Here is a 20,548-nt window from a genome sequence, read left to right on the forward strand (position 1 = left end):
CTCTCCAACTGGATATTCTGTTTCAATCGATCAAAGCCCTATTAACTCTGGGAATGAAAACGCTGTAAGTTTCACTTTCGCAGGTGCTGAAGTAGGTGCTACTTATAACTATACATTCACTTCTTCTGGCGGAGCTGGATCTGTGACTGATTCTGGAGTAATTGCAACGGCTACTGATCAAATAACTGGAATCGACCTCAGCGGATTAGCTGATGGTACTATTACACTTAGTGCAACACTTACGGATGTAAATGGAAATACTGGTAGTGCAGCTACGGATACTGAAACGAAAGAAACAGCATCCCCAACGGGATACTCTGTTTCAATTGACCAAAGTCCTATTAACTCTGGGAACGAAAACGCTGTAAGTTTCACTTTCGCAGGTGCTGAAGTGGGTGCTACTTATAACTACACATTCACATCCTCTGGTGGAGCCGGATCTGTGACTGATTCTGGAGTCATTGCAACAGCTACTGATCAAATAACAGGAATTGACCTCAGTGGATTAGCTGATGGTACTATTACACTTAGTGCAACACTTACAGATACAAACGGAAATACCGGTAGCGCAGCTACAGATACTGAAACCAAAGACACTGGTGCTCCAACTGGATACGCTGTTTCAATCGATCAAAGTCCTATTAACTCTGGAAATGAAAACGCTGTAAGTTTCACTTTCGCAGGTGCTGAAGTGGGTGCTACTTATAACTATACATTTACCTCATCTGGTGGAGCTGGTTCTGTGACTGATTCCGGAGTGATTGCAACAGCTACTGATCAAATAACCGGAATCGACCTCAGCGGATTAGCCGATGGAACCATAACACTTAGTGCAACACTTACGGATGTAAATGGAAATACTGGTAGTGCAGCTACGGATACTGAAACGAAAGAAACAGCATCCCCAACGGGATATACTGTTTCAATCGATCAAAGCCCAATTAACTCTGGAAATGAAAACGCTGTAAGTTTCACTTTCGCAGGTGCTGAAGTGGGTGCTACTTATAACTATACATTCACATCTTCTGGCGGAGCCGGATCTGTAACTGATTCTGGAGTAATCGCAACAGCTACTGATCAAATAACAGGAATTGATCTCAGCGGATTAACTGATGGAACCATTACACTTAGTGCAACACTTACAGATACAAACGGAAATACCGGTAGCGCAGCTACAGATACTGAAACCAAAGAAACAGCATCCCCAATGGGATATACTGTTTCAATCGACCAAAGTCCTATTAACTCCGGAAATGAAACCGCAGTAAGTTTCACTTTCGCAGGTGCTGAAGTGGGTGCTACTTATAACTATACATTCACTTCTTCTGGCGGAGCCGGATCTGTGACTGATTCTGGAGTGATTGCAACGATGACTGATCAAATAACTGGAATTGACCTAAGTGGATTGTCTGATGGAACCATAACACTTAGTGCAACACTTACAGATACAAATGGAAATACTGGTAGCGCAGCTACGGATACTGAAACGAAAGAATCAGGATCTCCAATGGGATATACTGTTTCAATTGACCAAAGCCCTATTAACTCTGGGAACGAAAATGCTGTAAGTTTCACTTTCGCAGGTGCTGAAGTGGGTGCAACCTATAACTATACATTCACATCTTCTGGCGGAGCTGGATCGGTGAGTGATTCTGGAGTGATTGCAACGATGACTGATCAAATAACAGGAATCGACCTAAGCGGATTGCCTGATGGAACCATTACACTTAGTGCAACATTGACTGATACAAGTGGAAATACAGGTAGTGCAGCTACAGATACTGAAACAAAAGACACAGGATCTCCAACAGGATACTCTGTTTCAATCGACCAAAGTCCTATTAATTCCGGAAATGAAAACGCTGTAAGTTTCACTTTTGCAGGTGCTGAAGTAGGAGCTACTTACAATTATACATTCACATCTTCCGGCGGAGCTGGATCTGTGAGTGATTCAGGAGTGATTGCAACGGCTACTGATCAAATAACTGGAATTGACTTAAGCGGATTGCCCGACGGGACTATTACACTCAGTGTAACACTTACAGATGTTAACGGAAATACCGGTAGCATGGTTACTGATACTGAGACTAAAGAAACCATGAGACCTACAGTGAGTATTACTTCTACTGAAAGTTCTCCTACAGCTGCCAATCCTATTCCTATTACTATAACATTTAGCGAAAGTGTTACTGGGTTTATGAGTACCGAAATAACTATTGTTAATGGAAGTATTTCTAATTTTTCAGGTTCTGGAACTACCTATACAGCAGAGATTACACCTGCTGGAACTGGACCTTTTACAATTACAGCCGACATAGCCGAAAACGTAGCAAACGATTCTTTTGGTAATGGAAATACAGCTGCATCCCAATTTAGTATTATGTATGACAATGTACTAAGTATTAATGATGAAATACTTGAGAAAGGGGTAACCATTTTCCCAGTACCATCTAAAGACATTATTAATATATCAGGGGCAACCAATTTAAACTTAAAAAACATTGAAGTTTTTGACGTTCTAGGGAAAGTAATTGTCGCTCAGGAACTAAATAATAATTCTATTATAAATACTGTTGATATTTCTGTAATACGTTCCGRTATATATCTAATGATTATTTATTCGGAAACTGGCAGTACCACAAAAAGAATAATTAAAGAATAATATTCTAATAAATTCCTAGTACATAAAAAGGGTTGAGAATTTTATTTTCAACCCTTTTTATAATTTCATAATCAAGTATTTTCACCTATTTCCTTAAGCACTCTTTCACAGTATCTTTGTTCCTATGATAACAAATTTAATGACCCCAAATAGAAAGAAAGATAAAATGATGAGAGTAATTCCAATAGCAGTTCTAATTCTTATATTAATTGCATTAGGTATGAACATATACCTATTATTTCGTTTTGTATAAATACATCAAAACTACATTCCAGTTCTAATAGCTTCTACAGGATCCAATCTTGCTGCCATCCATGCTGGAAATATTCCAGCTATCAGTCCTATTAATGTAGACCAAAACATTCCCCAAAACATATTGGAAGAGGAAAGTATAAATTCAAAATCGCCTGTAAATTGAGAGGCTCCTTTTGAAATTAACCACACTAATACTAATCCTATTAACCCACCAAAAATCGCAAGAATAACAGCTTCAAATAAAAATTGAAGTAATATAAATTTTTTCTTTGCTCCTAAAGCCTTCTGAATACCTATTAAATTAGTACGTTCTTTTACACTCACAAACATGATATTGGCAATCCCAAAACCACCTACCAAAAGTGAGAACATTCCTATGAACCCTCCTATTTGTGACATAGTACCAGTTATATTATCGATAAAATCGGTAAAACCTTGTAATTGATTTACAAAAAAGTTATCAATTTCACCGGGTTTTAAACCTCTGTAAGAGCGCACTTTTTGAGTTAAAGTGGCTATAAATTCTGGAGTATCAATTCCAGATTCTGGTTTCAAGATAATCATAGGAAACGTGAACTTGTTATTATCTCCATAGATTCTTCTTACCAAATTAACAGGAAGTATTGCTGCGGTATCCTTCGAATCTCCAAAAAGGCCACTTCCTTCTTTTTTTAGCACGCCAATAACACTGAATTTTCTACCATACACACGTATTTTTTTTCCAATTGGATCACTATCTCCAAATAAACTTTTTGCTATCTCATCCCCTATCACTACTACTGGAGCTCCACCAACAGATTCTTGCTCATTAAAAAATCTACCTTTTACTACCTGTAATTCTTCAATATCATAATAATCATTAGTAACTGGAGCCATACTTACATTACTGATGCTTTTGTCATTATATTTTAAGGTCTCTTGCCCAACATTTAACAAGAAACTGATCGCTTTCAAGTCAGGCATTGTTCTTTTTACATTCTGATATTCTTCAAAGGTTACATCAGGAAATTGCTCTCTTTTCCAATCTGGCACATCTGTAGGACCAAATGACACTCGAGTAAGGTAAATAGTGCTATTATCTAAAGAACTGATACTTCCTTTTATTTCTTTTTCTAAAGAATCTACTGCGGCAAGTACTCCAATGATGGAAAAAATACCAATGGTTACGCCCAACAACGAAAGAAACGTTCTTAACTTATTGTTTTTTAAAGCATTAACCGCAAAATTAAAACTCTCCTTAAGTACTCTTAGATAGATAAGCATATGCTGATTTTTGAACAATATAAAGATAGGACGTTTTCTGAATAATTTTGTTACAAAATATCTAAAACAATTACTAACAATGGGTTGTCTAATTGGTAACTAAATTGCTACTTTTGCGTTTTATCAACTAAACATTGTTATGAGCAACACAAAAACTGCTAAATCTGCTTTAATTTCTGTATTTAGTAAAGACGGATTAGCCCCAATCGTTAAAAAATTAGATGAACTTGGAATTACTATTTATTCTACTGGTGGAACGGAAAAGTTTATAAAAGAACAAGGAGTAGATGTGGTTCCGGTAGAAGATATTACTTCGTATCCGTCAATTCTTGGTGGAAGAGTTAAAACATTACACCCAAAGGTATTTGGAGGAATTCTAAATCGTCAAAATAATGATAGCGATGTTGCTGAACTAGCTCAATATGAAATTCCGCAGATTGACATTGTTATAGTTGACTTATATCCTTTTGAAAAAACAGTTGCCTCTGGTGCTTCTGAACAAGATATCATTGAAAAAATTGATATTGGAGGAATTTCTCTAATTAGAGCTGCTGCTAAGAATTTTGCAGATGTTACTTGTGTTGCATCTGTAGATGATTATGCTGAATTTTTAGATATTATTTCTGAAGGAAATGGTAGCATATCCTTAGAAGATAGAAAACGTTTTGCTGCAAAAGCATTCAATGTATCTTCACATTACGACAGTGCTATTTTTAATTATTTCAACAGTGATCAGGAGATAGCATCTTTAAAGATTAGCGAGACTAAAGGTAAAACACTTCGTTACGGAGAAAATCCACATCAAAAAGGCTTTTTCTTCGGGGATTTTGATGCTATGTTTGATAAATTACATGGTAAAGAATTATCATACAACAACTTACTCGATGTTGATGCTGCTGTTAATCTAATGAATGAATTCAAAGGAGAGAATCCTACATTTGCTATTTTGAAACACAACAATGCTTGTGGTCTTGCGCAAAGATCTATTATACATGAGGCTTATGTAGACGCTTTAGCTGGTGATCCTGTTTCTGCTTTTGGAGGTATTTTAATAAGTAATTCTGAAATTGATGTTGCCACAGCCGAAGAGATTCACAAACTTTTTTGTGAAGTAGTGATTGCCCCTTCCTATAGTTCAGAAGCTTTAGAAGTATTAAAAGGAAAGAAAAATAGAATTATTTTAATACAAAAAGACATAGAGCTTCCAAGCACTCAAGTACGTTCGTGTTTGAATGGATCTTTAGTACAGGATAAAGATTTAAAAACAGATGCTAAAGAAGACTTAAATACAGTTACAAAAGTAGCTCCAACAGAAGCTCAAGTAGAAGATTTGTTGTTTGCTTCTAAAATATGTAAGCATACAAAATCTAATACTATTGTGTTTACTAAAGATAAGCAACTTTTAGCAAGCGGAACTGGACAAACTTCTCGCGTAGATGCTTTAAAGCAATCCGTAGAAAAAGCAAATTCATTTAATTTTGATCTTAATGGTGCAGTGATGGCTAGCGATGCCTTTTTCCCATTTCCTGACTGTGTTGAATTAGCAGATAAAGCTGGAATCAAGGCGGTAATACAACCTGGTGGTTCTATTAAAGATCAATTAAGCATCGATTATTGTGATCAAAACGGAATTGCAATGGTAATGACAGGAACACGTCATTTTAAGCATTAATTTTAGTACATTTACTCAATTCTAACCCTTTTTATTGTTTTATATGGGATTTTTCGACTTCTTTACTGAAGAAATTGCTATAGATTTAGGTACCGCAAATACCTTAGTTATTCATAATGACAAAGTGGTGGTGGATAGTCCATCCATAGTTGCCAGAGATATTATGTCTGGAAAAATAATTGCTGCTGGTAAAGAAGCGGCGATGATGCAAGGAAAGACTCACGAAAATATAAAAACAATTAGGCCTCTAAAAGATGGAGTAATAGCGGACTTTGATGCTAGTGAGAAAATGATAAGCATGTTTATCAAAGATATTCCTGCATTAAAGAAGAAAATCTTTACTCCAGCTCTTAGAATGGTTATATGTATACCATCAGGTATTACCGAAGTAGAAATGCGAGCTGTAAAAGAAAGTGCAGAACGTGTTAACGGAAAAGAGGTATACCTAATTCACGAACCAATGGCTGCGGCTATTGGTATTGGAGTAGATATTATGCAACCTAAAGGAAATATGATCGTAGATATAGGTGGTGGTACAACCGAAATTGCGGTTATCGCTTTGGGTGGAATTGTATGTGACAAATCAGTAAAAATTGCAGGTGATGTATTTACCAATGACATCATCTATTATATGAGAACTCAACATAATTTATATGTTGGAGAACGCACTGCAGAAAAAATCAAAATACAAATTGGAGCAGCTACTGAAGATTTAGAGTTACCTCCTGAAGAAATGAACGTTCAAGGACGTGATCTTCTAACCGGAAAACCAAAACAAGTTCAAATTTCATTCCGTGAAATAGCAAAAGCTTTGGACAAATCGATTCTTAGAATCGAAGATGCTGTAATGGAAACATTATCACAGACACCTCCTGAGCTGGCCGCAGATATTTATAACACTGGAATTTATCTTGCCGGAGGAGGTTCCATGTTAAGAGGCTTAGACAAAAGATTATCTCAAAAAACCGATTTACCTGTTTATATTGCTGAAGATCCTTTGAGGGCAGTTGTAAGAGGAACAGGTATTACTCTAAAAAATATTAATCGATACAAAAGTGTACTGATTAAATAATATTTTTTAGAAAAAACAAATTGGAATATACCTAAAAAGTAATTTTTACGTTATTCTGCTTTGATCATTTATACTTACGTTAATAAGGTGGTATAATAGATTGTTTTACTATAGATAGAATTTAGTACCTCGATAAAGTATGCAGCAAATTATTAATTTTTTGATACGGAATAAAAACTTCTTATTATTCCTGTTGCTCTTGTTTATATCGTTGATTTTAACCATTCAATCTCATAGCTATCACAAAAGTAAATTTATCAGCTCTACGAATTTCTTTACAGGAGGAGTTTATGGTTGGAGATACTCAATTAGTAATTATTTTGGGCTTAAAAGTGACAATGAAAGGTTATTAAAAGAGAATGAGGAACTGCGTAATCAATTAAGTCTTTTTACTACAGATACCATTACAACAAATTATACAGATACAACATCATTTGACAAACCATATCATTTTATTAAAGGTAATGTATATAAAAATGATTATAGCAAAATAGATAATTACATCCTTATCAATAAAGGTGAAAAAGATGGGGTAGAACCAGATATGGGAGTTATTACTGACAAAGGGATTATTGGTATAGTAGAAAACACTTCTACTAATTATAGCAGGGTAATTTCTATCCTAAATAGTAATTCAAGAATAAATGCTGGTTTAAAGAAATCCAACCAATATGGATCATTAGTATGGAATGGTAAAGATCCAAATATTGTTCAGCTGGAAACTGTACCTAGGCAAGCGAATCTAAAAAAAGGAGATACTATAATTACTAATGGACGTTCTACTATCTTTCCTCGTGGAATACAAATTGGGACAATACTTAATTATGAATTAGATCAGAATCAAAGTTATTTTTTGATTGATGTCCTTCTTTTCAATGATATGACGGATATTGGTTTTGTTTATGCGATAAAAAGTAATGATGCCGCCGAAATTAGATCTTTAGAAAATACAAAAACCAATGAATAATAATATTCTTTTATATATCAGCAGGTTTTTAAGCTTGGTTTTAGTTCAGGTGTTTATTCTTAATCATATTAATTTTGCTGGATATCTAAACCCATATATCTATATTATTTTCATCCTGCTTTCTCCAATCAATATTAATAAAAGCTTATTCCTTTTTTTAAGTTTTATTCTGGGACTGACGATTGATTTATTTGGAGATTCTGGTGGAATACATGCCACTGCTTGCATTACTATTGCATACTTAAGACCAATTGTTCTTCGATCAATTTTTGGGTTAAGCTATGAGTTTCAAACAGTAAAATTAAGCAAGGTTAATTTTGGGCAACGATTAGCTTATGTCACACTAATGGTATTTATACATCATATCATACTTTTTATCTTAGAAATATTTAACTTTTCTCACACACTATTAATTGCAAAAAAAACGTTATTTTCTAGCTTATTCTCTATCCTAGTGATTATGCTTGTTTTGATATTATTTAGAAGAAAAGATTCATGAGAAAATTATTACTCTATTTGATAATTATAAGTACTGGTATTGTATTTATCGGGAGGTTATTTTATTTACAAATCTATAACACTTCATTTGCTGCTTTATCTGAAGATAATGCTATCAAAGTTCTTTATGACTATCCGCAAAGAGGAGCAATCTACGATAGAAATGGCAAGCTATTAGTAACCAATCAACCATCATACGATGTAATGGTAATCCCAAGAGAATTAAAGCCATTTGACACTTTAGAATTTTGTTCTATCTTAAAAATAACAAAAGAAAAGCTAAACAAACAATTAGAAAAAGCCAGAGTATATTCTCCTAGAGTCCCATCAGTAGTTATTCCCCAGTTAACAAAAGATGAGTATGCCTATTTACAGGAAAAAATGAGAAAATTTGATGGTTTTTATATCCAAAAACGTTCTCTTAGAGATTATCAAATTCCCCATTCTGCAAATGTTTTAGGCTACATTGGCGAGGTAAATGAGGCACTTATAAAAAAAGATCCATATTATTTATCAGGAGACCTTATTGGTATTGATGGTGTAGAAAAGCAATACGAAAATCAATTAAGAGGAGTAAAAGGAATCAAAAGAATCCAAAAAGATCGTTTTAATCGCGATATCGGTCCCTACAAAAATGGTAAATATGATACACTCCCAGTTAATGGTAATGATCTTACTATTACTATTGATTCAGAACTTCAAGAGTATGGACAAAAGCTTATGGCTAATAAACGTGGTGGTATTGTAGCACTAGAACCATCCACAGGAGAAATTTTAGCTCTAATTACTGCTCCAACATATAAACCTGAATTATTAGTAGGAAGAAAAAGATCTCCAAACTTTACTAAATTATACTACGATACGATTGCGAGACCATTATTTGATCGTGGTGTAAAAGGAGAATACCCTCCAGGTTCACCATTTAAGGCTGTAAATGCTCTTATTGCACTACAGGAAGGCGTAGTAACGACAACTGAAACCTTTGGCTGCAGTGGCGGATATTATTATGGTAAACAAGGACAAAAGTTAGGATGTCATTATCATGGTGGGCCATTGAGCATGATTCCTGGAATTGCACATTCTTGTAATTCTTACTTTGCCAATGTATATAGAAGAGTAATTGAGAAATATGACACTCCTCAAGAAGGAATTGATAATTGGAAAAGACATGTTGAAAGCTTTGGTCTTGGCAACTATTTAGGGAATGACCTATCTACGGGTAGCAAAGGAAAAGTACCCGACTCCAAATACTACAATAAAATATATCAATACCCTAAATACAAATGGTATTCCACAGCCACGATTTCTAATGCGATTGGTCAAGGTGAGGTTCTCACAACCCCTATACAATTAGCCAATATGACCGCTGCCATAGCAAATAGAGGTTTTTATTACACTCCTCATATTCTTAAGGGTATAGATGGTAAACCGATTACCAATGATAATTTTATTAATCCCAAACGTACTACAATAGATCCTCAGCATTTTGAACCTGTAATCGAAGGAATGCATCAAGTTTATGTACAAGGTACAGCAGCAACTTTAAGAGCAGAAGGAATTGAAATCTGCGGAAAAACCGGGACTGCAGAAAATTACACTAAAATTGATGGTGTCCGCACTCAGCTTACTGATCACTCAGTTTTTGTAGCCTTTGCTCCCAAAGACAATCCAAAAATCGCTTTATGTGTTTTTGTAGAAAACGGGTATTGGGGGTCCAGGTATGGAGGTAGGATTGCCACCTTATTGATAGAAAAATATATCAAGGGAACGATCTCTAGAACTGATTTAGAAGATTGGGTACTTACACATAGCTTAGAAGAGGAGTATGCAAAGCCTTACAGCGGGGAACCATTTAAAATTAATCAATAAGCTATGCCTAAATCTACCCTTGGAACTATAGATTGGTTAACAGTACTATTATTTTTATTACTTGTTGGTTTTGGGTGGCTTAATATTTACTCTGCTTCTTACGGAGATGAACAATTTTCTATAACAGATCTTTCTAAACCTTATATTAAGCAATTATACTGGATTGCATTAAGTGTCGTGATCGTAGTAATAACACAGGCAATCGAAACTAAATTTTATGAACGATTTGCTGGATTAATATACGTTATTTCATTAGTATCGCTTTTAGGATTGTTTCTATTTGGTAAGAATGTAAATGGTGCTACTTCTTGGTATGGTTTTGGGCCAGTAGGATTACAACCATCAGAATTTGCAAAGGCTGCTACTGCATTAGCAATCGCTAAATTCTTAAGCGATATGCAAACAAATATTAATTCAATCAATCATCAGTTAAAAGCATTTTTAATTATTGCCTTACCTGCTTTATTTATTATACCTCAACCCGATCCAGGAAGTGCCTTGGTATACGCCGCTTTTTTCTTCCCCTTGTATAGAGAGGGGCTTGCCGCTACCTATCTGATTATAGGTGCATCGGCCGCAACTTTGTTTATACTAACACTTTTATTTACCCCTTTATGGGTTATACTAAGTATTGCATTAATAATGATTCTCTTATTAATTAAAAACAGAAAACAAAAACCTAAATACTCAAGATACCTATTAGCAATTATCGTAATAACAGCATTTTGTTTTTCTGTTAATTACATTTTCAATAATGTTTTTGAACAGAGACATAGAGATCGTTTTAATATTGTTTTAGGAAAGGAAGTTGACTCCAAAGGTATTGGATATAATACAAATCAAAGTCAAATTGCAATTGGAAGTGGCGGTTGGACTGGAAAAGGATGGAAAGAAGGAACTCAAACCAAAGGTGGATTTGTACCAGAACAACATACTGATTATATATTCAGTACTGTTGGCGAAGAATGGGGTTTTCTTGGTGCTACAGCGGTTGTTATTTTATTTGTAGGATTACTCATACGATTATTATACTTAGCCGAAAGACAAAAAACTCRATTTAGTCGAGTTTATGGCTATAGTGTAGTTGGTATTTTGTTTATACATTTTGTAATAAATGTCGGGATGGTTACTGGATTACTTCCAACTGTAGGTATTCCTTTACCATTTTTCAGCTATGGAGGATCAGGTTTATGGGGGTTCACTTTATTACTATTCATATTTATTAAACTTGATGCAAATCGAGTAAATGAATGGTAACATATTAAAGTCGTATTAAAACTTCCAATTATCTATAACCTTAGACATTTCCAATCTTTTTTCTAAATCATCAGGTAATTTTGAAAAAAAATCAATTCCAGTTAATTTTTCTAATTCGTCAGTAGTCACAACAAAACTCTTAAGAGATTTATTGGTTTTCTTATGAGGAACCAAAAATGCAATCATTTTAGGATTAGACGTACTCTTATCTAAAATAACTTTAAAAAAATAATTCGGAACAGAAACCGCTTCATAACCAATAGTCTTTAGGTCATCAGACAAAACTCCACCTGTCACCACATAAACTCCATCATATTTCTTGGCCCAATAGCGAGTTTTTTGCTCTAGTTTATTCCAAATTCCTGCATTAAACTCATGATTTTGAGGGGAAACATTAGAAGTAAGAAATGTTTCTTTAAAAGCATTATAGTCAAACCTCCTATCTCCTGCTGGACATAAATGTCCCTTATCATATCCAGAATTTTTATAATTGCGCCAATCCGCAGAAGAAGACCTAACTTTTTTATCCATTTCAAAAAAGGGTCTTTTAAATTCTTGACCAGATAAATGCTCTCTTTTCAATTCATAAGCAACCCATTCTGCTTGCTCATGTTTTTCAGAATAGGATAAAGCATAATTTTTATGAGTAATTATAGTACCCGTTGTTGATGTTGGCAGATAAAAAAAACTAAGTTCCTTTTTCTCCGAATTCTTTTGCAAGGTATTATCTTTTGTATCAATATACATTTCTGCATAATAAAAGCCTATCGTCACAATTAAAACTAATAACGGGTATATGTATTTTCTTTTCAAGAGCAATGTGTTTTTATATCCTCAATGAATTAGGTAAAATGCTTCGCAAAAGTATCAAAACGAATTACAAATACAGGATGACCATCAAATATTAAGTGCATAATCTAAACTTTAACATATACAAAAGAAGAGTAAAAGGCCAATACATAAAATCATAATCGTTTGTAAGTCAAGTTTTTAAACAGTTAAAAATAAGATATTACGGTTATTACATTGTAATTTTATGCAAAATCCTCATCAAGAGAATCTCCTAAAATTTCTATTTTACGAAGCTTTTTGTTGTGAATAAAAGTTTTTTGAAAAATTAATACTTTTATAAAAATTACTAAATAAAGGTTGGACGCGCCTAACTTTAGTATATTTAACAGAACAAAACATCTTAAGTATCCATGAAAAATAGCATTGAAAAAATAGTAGAAACGGTACTCATCCAGAATCGGATAAGTAATTATGATAAAAAGGATTTAGAACTACAACTACAAATCCATCCTAATTACCCAAGTTTCCAATCCATCACCGATACTTTAGATTATTTTGATATTGATAATATTGCTGTTGAAGTCCCAAAAGAGGCGTTAGATCAACTTCCCGAAAGTTTTGTTTCATTAGTTCAAAACGATCATACTGAAGAGATTGTTTCTGTAATTAATAAAAACGGAAGTATTCAGCTGAAACATACGGATCTCAAAAAAAAGAAATTTTCTTATGAAGAATTCAAGGAGACTTGGGTTCCTAAAGTAATTGCTGTAGAACATAATACAGGAGGTAAATCTCTTTTCGCTAAAGAATCCATAATCCAAAATATATTATTTGGTGCTCTTTTAGTTGGAGCTGTTGGATCACTTTTCTATAGGCCTTTTGATATTTATCAAATTGTCTTTTTACTACTTTCTATTACAGGTATTGTTTTTAGTCTTTTTGCTGTACGTGAAAGTTTAGGAATTCAATCCAACACTATGCATCAATTCTGTACTACTGTTGGAAACACTAATTGTGGAGATGTAATTAACAATACTACCGGTAAATTACTAAAGAATTTTTCTTTAGCTGATGCAAGTATAGCTTTCTTTGGCATCCTTACTATTTATCAATTGTTCTATGGTTTTAATAGCACTTTACTATTACCAACCTTAATAGGAATTCCTTTTATTGTATACTCTTTATATTCGCAAGCTTTTATTATAAAAAAATGGTGTGCTATTTGTATTGCGATCAGCGCAATTTCTGCTGGATTGATTGCAGTTGCTCTTATAAGCCTTCCATTTAGTTTTTCAGTAGCGCCTATTGCAAGTTTTATAATGATTTCTGCATTAAGCATGTTGGCTTACATATATGTTAAGGAGTATATGGTTGAAAATAAAGATTACAAAAGCGAAAATGTAAAACTCAATCATTTTAAAAGAGATCGACAAATATTTAATCACTTATTAAGTATTTCTGAAAAAATTGAAGACAACAGAACGATTGAAGGTGAAATCATTCTTGGAAATCCGAATTCAGATTTTAAGATTATTAGTTCCACCAATCCTATGTGCGGATATTGTAAAGGAGCTTTTGAAGCGTATGCACGAGTTCTAAGAACAATGAGCGATCAACTTCAAGTAATTATACGTTTAAAAGTTTCCTTAGACGACCTTAGCAATCAAGCTACACAAATAAGCTTGCGTCTGATGGAAATTTATGATAAAGATGGATCTGCTAGTTTTATAAGTGCCTATAGTGAATGGTTTAATGATAGAACATTTAGCACTTGGATTAAAAAATACGGTGCTCCCAATAATAACGAACAACACATTAATGTATTGAAAAGTCAATCTGAATGGGCAGAAAAAAACAATTTATTTTATACTCCTGCCACATTGATGAATACATCCATTTATCCTAAAAAGTATAGTTATGATGAATTTTTTCATTTTACTAGCATGATGATAGAAAACCAACAAGAACAAGATTATGATGTAGAAAACCAGGCTATTGAGGCTTAATCTTATTAGGTTCTCAAGTATTTTTTAAAAGACGTATTATACAGTACTCTTTTTCTTCACACACTCACTCAGACATATCCCCGAATGTCTTAAAACTTTCGGGGAATTTTTTTAAACTCTTAAACCATACAGTCATGAAACAAATTAAAAAATTGACAGGAGCAAAACCATTGTCCAAGTCACAACAAAAAGATGTGCATGGAGGGATTCTAATTTTAGAAAAACCAGGTAACGTTAGAAGACGATGCAATCCAGCACTAAGTTGTTGTTACCATAATGGAACAACTTGGGTACAAGGTCCTCCTTGTTTCTAAAAAATTATTTGAAAAGGTTGAAGCGAATTGGTTTCAACCTTTTTTTATTCCTCTTATCAAATTGAAAAATTTGGTAAACGTAAATTGATACTACTCGTTAAAATCTAGCAAAAGTAACACCCTAACACATTCATTTTTTGTAAATTATGGCTATCGCTTTAATTCACAACTATGTATCGCACTATTTTATTTCTTCTTGCTTTTAGTCCAATAATTCATGCTCAAAACTTAACTAATTCCAAAATTGAAAACGCTTTAAAGCATTTTTACACAGAAAAACATGCTGTACTTCATATTCATAGCAACAAAAACACTTACATAAGTGATGAAACAATTTGGTTTAGCATCTATACCTTTGAAAAAGAGAATTCAAAGATTGAGTTAAACAATAAGAATATTGTAGTACAACTAACAGACACTCATAATAATATTCTTTCAAAATCATTGCTTTATTCTAAAGATGGTCAAGCAAATGGCAACTTTACACTAAATCCTCAAACAGAAACGAATACCTATTACCTAAAAGCTTTCATTCCAAATAAACCAAAACCTACTACTATTTTTACCAAAGCCATAAGAATTATTAATCCTTCCTTTACCCTTGAATCTAAAGAGATAGCTGAAAACAATACAAAATTAGATGTACAAATATTACCAGAAGGTGGGTATTTAATTTCTGATGTAGCGAATAGCTGCGGTATCAAAATTTTAAACGCTGATGGTAAGGGCATTCGATTGAAAAATTTAATTCTTGAAGATGAAAAAGGAACTATTTTAGAGCACAATCTAGCTACAAACACTTTAGGAATGGGAAAATTTTCCTTTACGCCAAAGGAAAACACATCTTATTTCTTACGCTCTAAATCAATGAATTTTAAACAAAAATTACCAAATATTTATAGACAAGGAATCGCCTTGAAATTAGAACAAAACTTTAAAACTGGTGAACTACAAATAGAACTTAATACTAATAAAAAATCACTTGCTACGTATAGCAACCAGGAGATTACTATTACTATTCACAAAGAAAGCTTAGCTCATAGCTATACCACCAAATTTGATAAAGATTATTCAAAATTGGTATTAAACATACCAAGTCAAAAACTATTTCCTGGAACAAATAGAATTACGGTATTCGATGTAAATTTAAAACCTTTAGTAGAACGGTTATTTTTTAATTTTGAAAGTATACAAGAAAATAATTCTTTTATCAGTAAGGCTTCGAAAATTAACGATACGCTCACTTATGCGATTATCAATAAGGTAAACAACACGACTATTAAAACACAAACAAGTATTTCAGTTTTACCGTTTACAACAATTGCGAACACCAATCGAGATCATTTATTCGCCTCTGTTTACTTGCAACCATTTTTAAATGGTGCCATAGAAAACCCTTCATATTACTTTCAAAAAAACAACAATCAAAAACGTTTTGAATTAGATTTACTACTTCTTAATCAAGGTTGGAGTAAATACCAATGGAATACCATTTTAAATCATAAGAAAACTCCAGAAATAAGCTCCAATGAAGGATTGACAATTTCTGGTTATGTTGTTCCTTTAGATAAAGACAAAGAGCAAGAACTAAAAAATGTATTGCTATACTCCAAAGCCAATAAAAGTATTAAAATGGTTAAACTGGATGATGACAATAATTTTCATATGGAAAATCTTGTACTGGAAACAGGTTCAGAGTTTGAATTTTCAGCGATTGATAATTCTGGAGTACCTATAAAAGCTAATTTCTTTTTTACTGTGAAACCATCAGTAACAGCTTTAGATCAAATGATAGACACGAATACAGTCAACCCATTTTCTAATTATAACTTCACCAATACAGTTACAGAAAAGTTAGAAGGCGAGGTCTTAGATGAAGTTATTATTACATCGGATAAATTGAGATTTGAAAAATTTACCAGAGGCCGTTTTGGTGTAAAAGTCGATTCTACTTTATACACTTATCAAACCGTTGAACAGTATTTTCAACTTCGTGAAGGGTTACGGATAGTTTTTCATGATGGAGTTGGAAATGAGCCACCAGGAGATTATTGGACATATCACAATGGCTCAAAAGCATTTTTTTTTGTGAATGGAAAACGAGCTACTTATATGAATGGTCGTTTAGCAATCTCCATGAAAAACATATTAGAATTGTATCATGGTGGACGTAATAGCTTTGGATCAAGAAATAGCCATTTAGTTTTTACAAACGGAAGAGAACTTGAAATCCCCAAACATCTAAAAACATCTAAAACCTTTAAAGTTAAAAACGGATTTACCTTTCAAAAAGAAACGTATCAACCTAGATACATCAATTATGAAAGTGATTCTTATCAGAAGTTTGCTGCTATTGCTTGGGAGCCTTCCGTAAAAACCAATACAAATGGTTTTAATAAAATATCCCTAGTGAATCCTGGCAAACACGATTTACTCTTTTATATCGAAGGATATACCGAAACAGGAGCGCCTTTTAGCACTATAACATCGCACAAAAATGCGAATAGCAATTAAATTATTTTAATGTAAGTAATAAAGAAGAAATAAAAACTGTTTTTAGAAAACAAGATGTTCAAGGTAGTTTTCATTATTTGATCTCTTTATATTTTTGAAAAAGTAAATGAATTGTCAACTAAAAATTCTAAGTTTTATCCTTTTACATCTAAAGCATCTCTTAAGGCATTACCAATGAGCATAAATGCCATTACAAGGCTCATAATGCCTAGACCAGGAATTATTGCTAAATAAGCTTTTCCTAAAATTATATAAGAGTAATGATCCTTAATCATAGCTCCCCAACTAGCCATAGGTGGTTGTGCTCCTATCCCAAGAAAACTTAATCCACTTTCTATCAAAATTGCAGATGCAAAATTAGCTGCGGAAATAACTATTACGGGAGCTAAACTATTTGGAAGTATATGCTTAATGATGATTCTAAAATGATTATACCCTAACGCTTTTGCGGCAGTAACATATTGCATTTGTTTAATGCTTAAAACTTGCCCTCTAACCACTCTTGCTACTTCTACCCACATTGTTAGTCCAACTGCTATAAATACTTGCCAGAATCCTTTCCCTAAAGCTAGTGTGATAGCAATTACCAATAATAAAGTAGGAATAGACCAAGTAACATTAATCAGCCACATCACGAATACATCTATTTTCCCTCCAAAATAACCTGCAATGGCACCAAAAAAAATACCCAAAATCAATGAAATAAGTACGGCTACAAAACCTATAGAAAATGATATTCGAATCCCAATTAACATTCTACTGAGCATATCTCTTCCATACTTATCAGTACCTAAAACAAAAGTTCTTTCTTCTATAAACTCGTTCTTGATATCTTCAGTACTCAAACCATCAGGAAAACTTGATAACATTATTTTCTTTGTAATACCTATAAGCTCTCCTTCTGTATATGGTATAACATTTAGTACATCGCCTTCAAAGCTATATGATTCGACAGGTATTTCTGTATCCATATTTTTAGTTCCAAAAAAAACTCTACTAAAAAATGATTGATTTGATACTACATCAGAAGGAATGGTTACAATTTTTACTGAAAAACCTGGGCTTTTAGAATGAATGGACAAATGCATTTGGTTTGCATTTTTCGAACTATCAGGAGCTAACACATATGCTAAAATTGCCACTATGGCACATAATCCAATAAACCAAAAACTCAAAACGCCCCAAAAATTTTTCTTAAATCTTTGGAGCGCTAGCTGTGTTAATGAATTTGATTTTGTTTCCTGCATTAACGCATATTAGTTCTTTAGAGTAAGTGGATTTTTAGATCTACGAATATTATTAATTTTCATATCTTCTAAAACACTTAATGCTTCTTCTACATAAACATCCTTACTCAGGCTTTTATGCCATCTATTTCTTTTTTCTTCTAAAATTGAATCCTTTTTCATTAAATCCTTTTCATATGGCAATGATTCAAAAGTAAGATTAGTTTTATAATCGTTTAAACGATCAAAACGCTTAGCTTGTTTTTCGTTAAGCTCGATATTGGCTTTGTACTTATCATAATTCAGAGAATATTCATTGATATCTCTTTTTTCTCGAACCCATCTAGCATTTTCATCGATCAATTTCAATTGCTCATTGGTAGCCATACGCGCTTTACTCTTATTGATAGTTTGATCAAAATCTATATAACCATCCCATAAATTATAATCAGCAGCAGGAATCTTATCCCAAGGAAGAGGGTTTTCTTGATCTTTTTCTCCTATATCAATATAGCTATAACGATCTGGAACAACAACATCACTTTTCACACCTTCTAATTGCGTAGATCCTCCATTTACACGATAGAACTTCTGAGTTGTTAATTTCAATGCTCCTAAGTCGCCAAAATCATTACTACGCATCCATCTGTTAAGATCCATAACATTTTGTACAGTACCTTTCCCATAAGTTTGTTTACTTCCAATAATTATGGCTCTTTTATAATCTTGCATAGCTGCTGCTAAGATTTCAGAAGCAGAAGCAGATAATTCGTTTACCAAGATAACCAATGGTCCATCCCATAAAATATTACGATCTTTATCACTTAACACCTCTGGAGATTCTCCCTTTGTTCTTACTTGAACGATTGGTCCTTTATCAATAAATAGTCCTGCGATATCTACAACAGTTTGTAGTGATCCTCCTCCATTATCTCTAAGATCGATTACCAAACCTTCCATGTCTTGCTGCTTCAGACGTATGATTTCTTGCTTTACATCTTTAGCCGCATTTCTTTGGTTATAGTCCTGCATATTAAAATAGAACTTCGGCAAGTTTATAATTCCAAAATTCTTTCCATTTTTCTTTACAACAGAAGATTTTGCGTATGTTTCTTCTAACTCAACAACATCCCTAACAATTTCAACATTTTCTATAGTTCCGTCTACCTTTTTAACGGTAAGCATTACTTTAGTTCCTTTTGGTCCCTTTATAAGACTAACCGCATCATCTAATCTCATACCAACGATACTAACCGGCTCTACTTCATCTTCTTGTTTTACCTTCATGATAAAATCTCCAACCTCAACCTTGTTGCCTCTCCAAGCAGGTCCTCCAGAAATAATTTCTATAATTTTTACATTGTCATTTTTCTTTTGCAATCTAGCTCCTATACCTTCTAATTTTCCTGACATTGCTATATCAAATCTATCTTTGTCTTGTGGAGCGAAATAATAGGTATGAGGATCAAATTCTTCAACAATAGAATTTATGTAAATAGAAAACCAGTCTTTTCTTTGAAGATCGTCAGCAAACTCAAAATACTCTTTCAAAGAAGATTTAGTGATATCACGGGATTCTTCTTCTAGCACAACTGCAGACTTTCTTTCATAACTTTTATTTTTCATTAGAGAGTCTATTTGCTCATCCACTTTGTCATAATAACTAGACAGCGCATTGAACTTTAATTGTAATCTCCAACGATTTTTCATTTCTTCCCTATTCTTTGCATACGATAACTTTTCGTAATCCGTATTGATGGATTCATCAATCTCGAAATTGAAAGGTTGTTCCAAAATCTCTTTATACAAAGATCTTGCTTCTTCCATTCTATTTTGCAATCTTTCATAGGTAAGATTAAAGAAATCTATTTCTTTATCTCTAATTTGATCATCAATTAATGTTTCAAACTCTTTGAATTCTTCGATATCTCTTTGGTAAAAATATCGCTTTAATGGATCTAAAGCATCGATATAATCAACAAAAACATTTCTAGAGAAATCATCATTAATATCTTTTGCATCATAATGACCTTTACTTAGTACATAACTAATCAGATCTATAAGTATTCGATCTTTATCAGGGTCATTGTCAATTTTTGTTGTAAAACTGCAGGAAGCAGCTGACACAATTACGGTAAGCATCAATACCAAAAAACTCTTTTTCATACGCTCATTATTAAT

The 20,548-nt window shown here is 33.3% G+C and carries 14 protein-coding genes; 10 read left to right on the plus strand and 4 right to left on the minus strand.

Translation table 11 applies throughout. From position 1 onward, the window contains the following. On the plus strand, positions 1-2,662 hold a 2,662-nt coding region (locus GBO31_RS20900), incomplete at its 5' end, for an Ig-like domain-containing protein (RefSeq protein ID WP_219010423.1). 264 nt (positions 2,663-2,926) lie between these two features. Here GBO31_RS20900 and GBO31_RS20905 read toward each other — a convergent pair. Beyond that, the gene (locus GBO31_RS20905) at positions 2,927-4,180 is read right to left on the minus strand and encodes an ABC transporter permease (protein WP_219010424.1); all 1,254 of its coding nucleotides are present in this window, start codon (positions 4,178-4,180) and stop codon (positions 2,927-2,929) included. 139 nt (positions 4,181-4,319) lie between these two features. On the opposite strand from GBO31_RS20905, the gene purH reads away from it, so the two are divergent. From purH to rodA, 6 genes are all read left to right on the plus strand, one after another. Then, a complete protein-coding gene (gene purH / locus GBO31_RS20910; protein WP_219010425.1) occupies positions 4,320-5,852 on the plus strand; it encodes a bifunctional phosphoribosylaminoimidazolecarboxamide formyltransferase/IMP cyclohydrolase in 1,533 nt (510 codons plus the stop codon). Positions 5,853-5,895: 43 nt separating this feature from the next. After that, positions 5,896-6,924, plus strand: coding sequence for a rod shape-determining protein (locus GBO31_RS20915; RefSeq protein WP_027393894.1), 1,029 nt, complete (start codon positions 5,896-5,898; stop codon positions 6,922-6,924). Between the two features lie 139 nt (positions 6,925-7,063). Then, positions 7,064-7,891, plus strand: a complete 828-nt coding sequence (gene mreC, locus GBO31_RS20920; RefSeq protein ID WP_219010426.1) for a rod shape-determining protein MreC — start codon at positions 7,064-7,066, stop codon at positions 7,889-7,891. Continuing rightward, the gene (locus tag GBO31_RS20925; protein ID WP_219010427.1) at positions 7,884-8,390 is read left to right on the plus strand and encodes a rod shape-determining protein MreD; all 507 of its coding nucleotides are present in this window, start codon (positions 7,884-7,886) and stop codon (positions 8,388-8,390) included. The genes mreC and GBO31_RS20925 overlap by 8 nt, the downstream gene beginning before the upstream one ends. Continuing rightward, positions 8,387-10,258: a penicillin-binding protein 2 gene (gene mrdA, locus GBO31_RS20930; RefSeq protein WP_219010428.1), complete on the plus strand. Its 1,872-nt coding sequence runs from the start codon at positions 8,387-8,389 to the stop codon at positions 10,256-10,258. The genes GBO31_RS20925 and mrdA overlap by 4 nt, the downstream gene beginning before the upstream one ends. A 3-nt stretch (positions 10,259-10,261) precedes the next feature. Next, a complete protein-coding gene (gene rodA, locus GBO31_RS20935; protein ID WP_219010429.1) occupies positions 10,262-11,515 on the plus strand; it encodes a rod shape-determining protein RodA in 1,254 nt (417 codons plus the stop codon). 15 nt (positions 11,516-11,530) lie between these two features. Here rodA and GBO31_RS20940 read toward each other — a convergent pair whose 3' ends face one another. Then, the gene (locus GBO31_RS20940; RefSeq protein WP_219010430.1) at positions 11,531-12,328 is read right to left on the minus strand and encodes a DNA/RNA non-specific endonuclease; all 798 of its coding nucleotides are present in this window, start codon (positions 12,326-12,328) and stop codon (positions 11,531-11,533) included. 389 nt (positions 12,329-12,717) lie between these two features. Between GBO31_RS20940 and GBO31_RS20945 the strand changes: the two genes are divergently transcribed. From GBO31_RS20945 to GBO31_RS20955, 3 genes are all read left to right on the plus strand, one after another. Beyond that, positions 12,718-14,313, plus strand: a complete 1,596-nt coding sequence (locus GBO31_RS20945; protein ID WP_219010431.1) for a vitamin K epoxide reductase family protein — start codon at positions 12,718-12,720, stop codon at positions 14,311-14,313. Positions 14,314-14,447: 134 nt separating this feature from the next. Beyond that, a complete protein-coding gene (locus tag GBO31_RS20950) occupies positions 14,448-14,627 on the plus strand; it encodes a hypothetical protein (protein WP_219010432.1) in 180 nt (59 codons plus the stop codon). A 171-nt stretch (positions 14,628-14,798) separates the two neighbouring features. Continuing rightward, positions 14,799-17,141 (plus strand): hypothetical protein, encoded by a 2,343-nt coding sequence (locus GBO31_RS20955; protein WP_219010433.1) that lies wholly within the window; start codon positions 14,799-14,801, stop codon positions 17,139-17,141. A 134-nt stretch (positions 17,142-17,275) separates the two neighbouring features. Here the strand turns inward: GBO31_RS20955 and GBO31_RS20960 are convergent, their stop codons facing one another. Together GBO31_RS20960 and GBO31_RS20965 are read right to left on the minus strand one after the other, a co-directional pair. Beyond that, positions 17,276-18,388: an ABC transporter permease gene (locus GBO31_RS20960; RefSeq protein ID WP_219010434.1), complete on the minus strand. Its 1,113-nt coding sequence runs from the start codon at positions 18,386-18,388 to the stop codon at positions 17,276-17,278. A 9-nt stretch (positions 18,389-18,397) separates the two neighbouring features. Next, a complete protein-coding gene (locus GBO31_RS20965) occupies positions 18,398-20,533 on the minus strand; it encodes a carboxy terminal-processing peptidase (RefSeq protein ID WP_219010435.1) in 2,136 nt (711 codons plus the stop codon). Positions 20,534-20,548: the final 15 nt, after the last annotated feature.

It is taken from the genome of Aquimarina litoralis (assembly GCF_019295435.1).
GTDB classification, from domain to species: domain Bacteria; phylum Bacteroidota; class Bacteroidia; order Flavobacteriales; family Flavobacteriaceae; genus Aquimarina; species Aquimarina litoralis_A.

Coding starts and splice junctions, on each gene's coding strand:
- mreC (WP_219010426.1), top strand. CDS start 7,064: ATGCAGCAAATTATTAATTTTTTGATACGGAATAAAAACTTCTTATTA.
- GBO31_RS20960 (WP_219010434.1), bottom strand. CDS start 18,388: ATGCAGGAAACAAAATCAAATTCATTAACACAGCTAGCGCTCCAAAGA.
- GBO31_RS20905 (WP_219010424.1), bottom strand. CDS start 4,180: ATGCTTATCTATCTAAGAGTACTTAAGGAGAGTTTTAATTTTGCGGTT.
- GBO31_RS20955 (WP_219010433.1), top strand. CDS start 14,799: ATGTATCGCACTATTTTATTTCTTCTTGCTTTTAGTCCAATAATTCAT.
- purH (WP_219010425.1), top strand. CDS start 4,320: ATGAGCAACACAAAAACTGCTAAATCTGCTTTAATTTCTGTATTTAGT.
- GBO31_RS20945 (WP_219010431.1), top strand. CDS start 12,718: ATGAAAAATAGCATTGAAAAAATAGTAGAAACGGTACTCATCCAGAAT.
- mrdA (WP_219010428.1), top strand. CDS start 8,387: ATGAGAAAATTATTACTCTATTTGATAATTATAAGTACTGGTATTGTA.
- GBO31_RS20950 (WP_219010432.1), top strand. CDS start 14,448: ATGAAACAAATTAAAAAATTGACAGGAGCAAAACCATTGTCCAAGTCA.
- GBO31_RS20915 (WP_027393894.1), top strand. CDS start 5,896: ATGGGATTTTTCGACTTCTTTACTGAAGAAATTGCTATAGATTTAGGT.
- GBO31_RS20925 (WP_219010427.1), top strand. CDS start 7,884: ATGAATAATAATATTCTTTTATATATCAGCAGGTTTTTAAGCTTGGTT.
- GBO31_RS20965 (WP_219010435.1), bottom strand. CDS start 20,533: ATGAAAAAGAGTTTTTTGGTATTGATGCTTACCGTAATTGTGTCAGCT.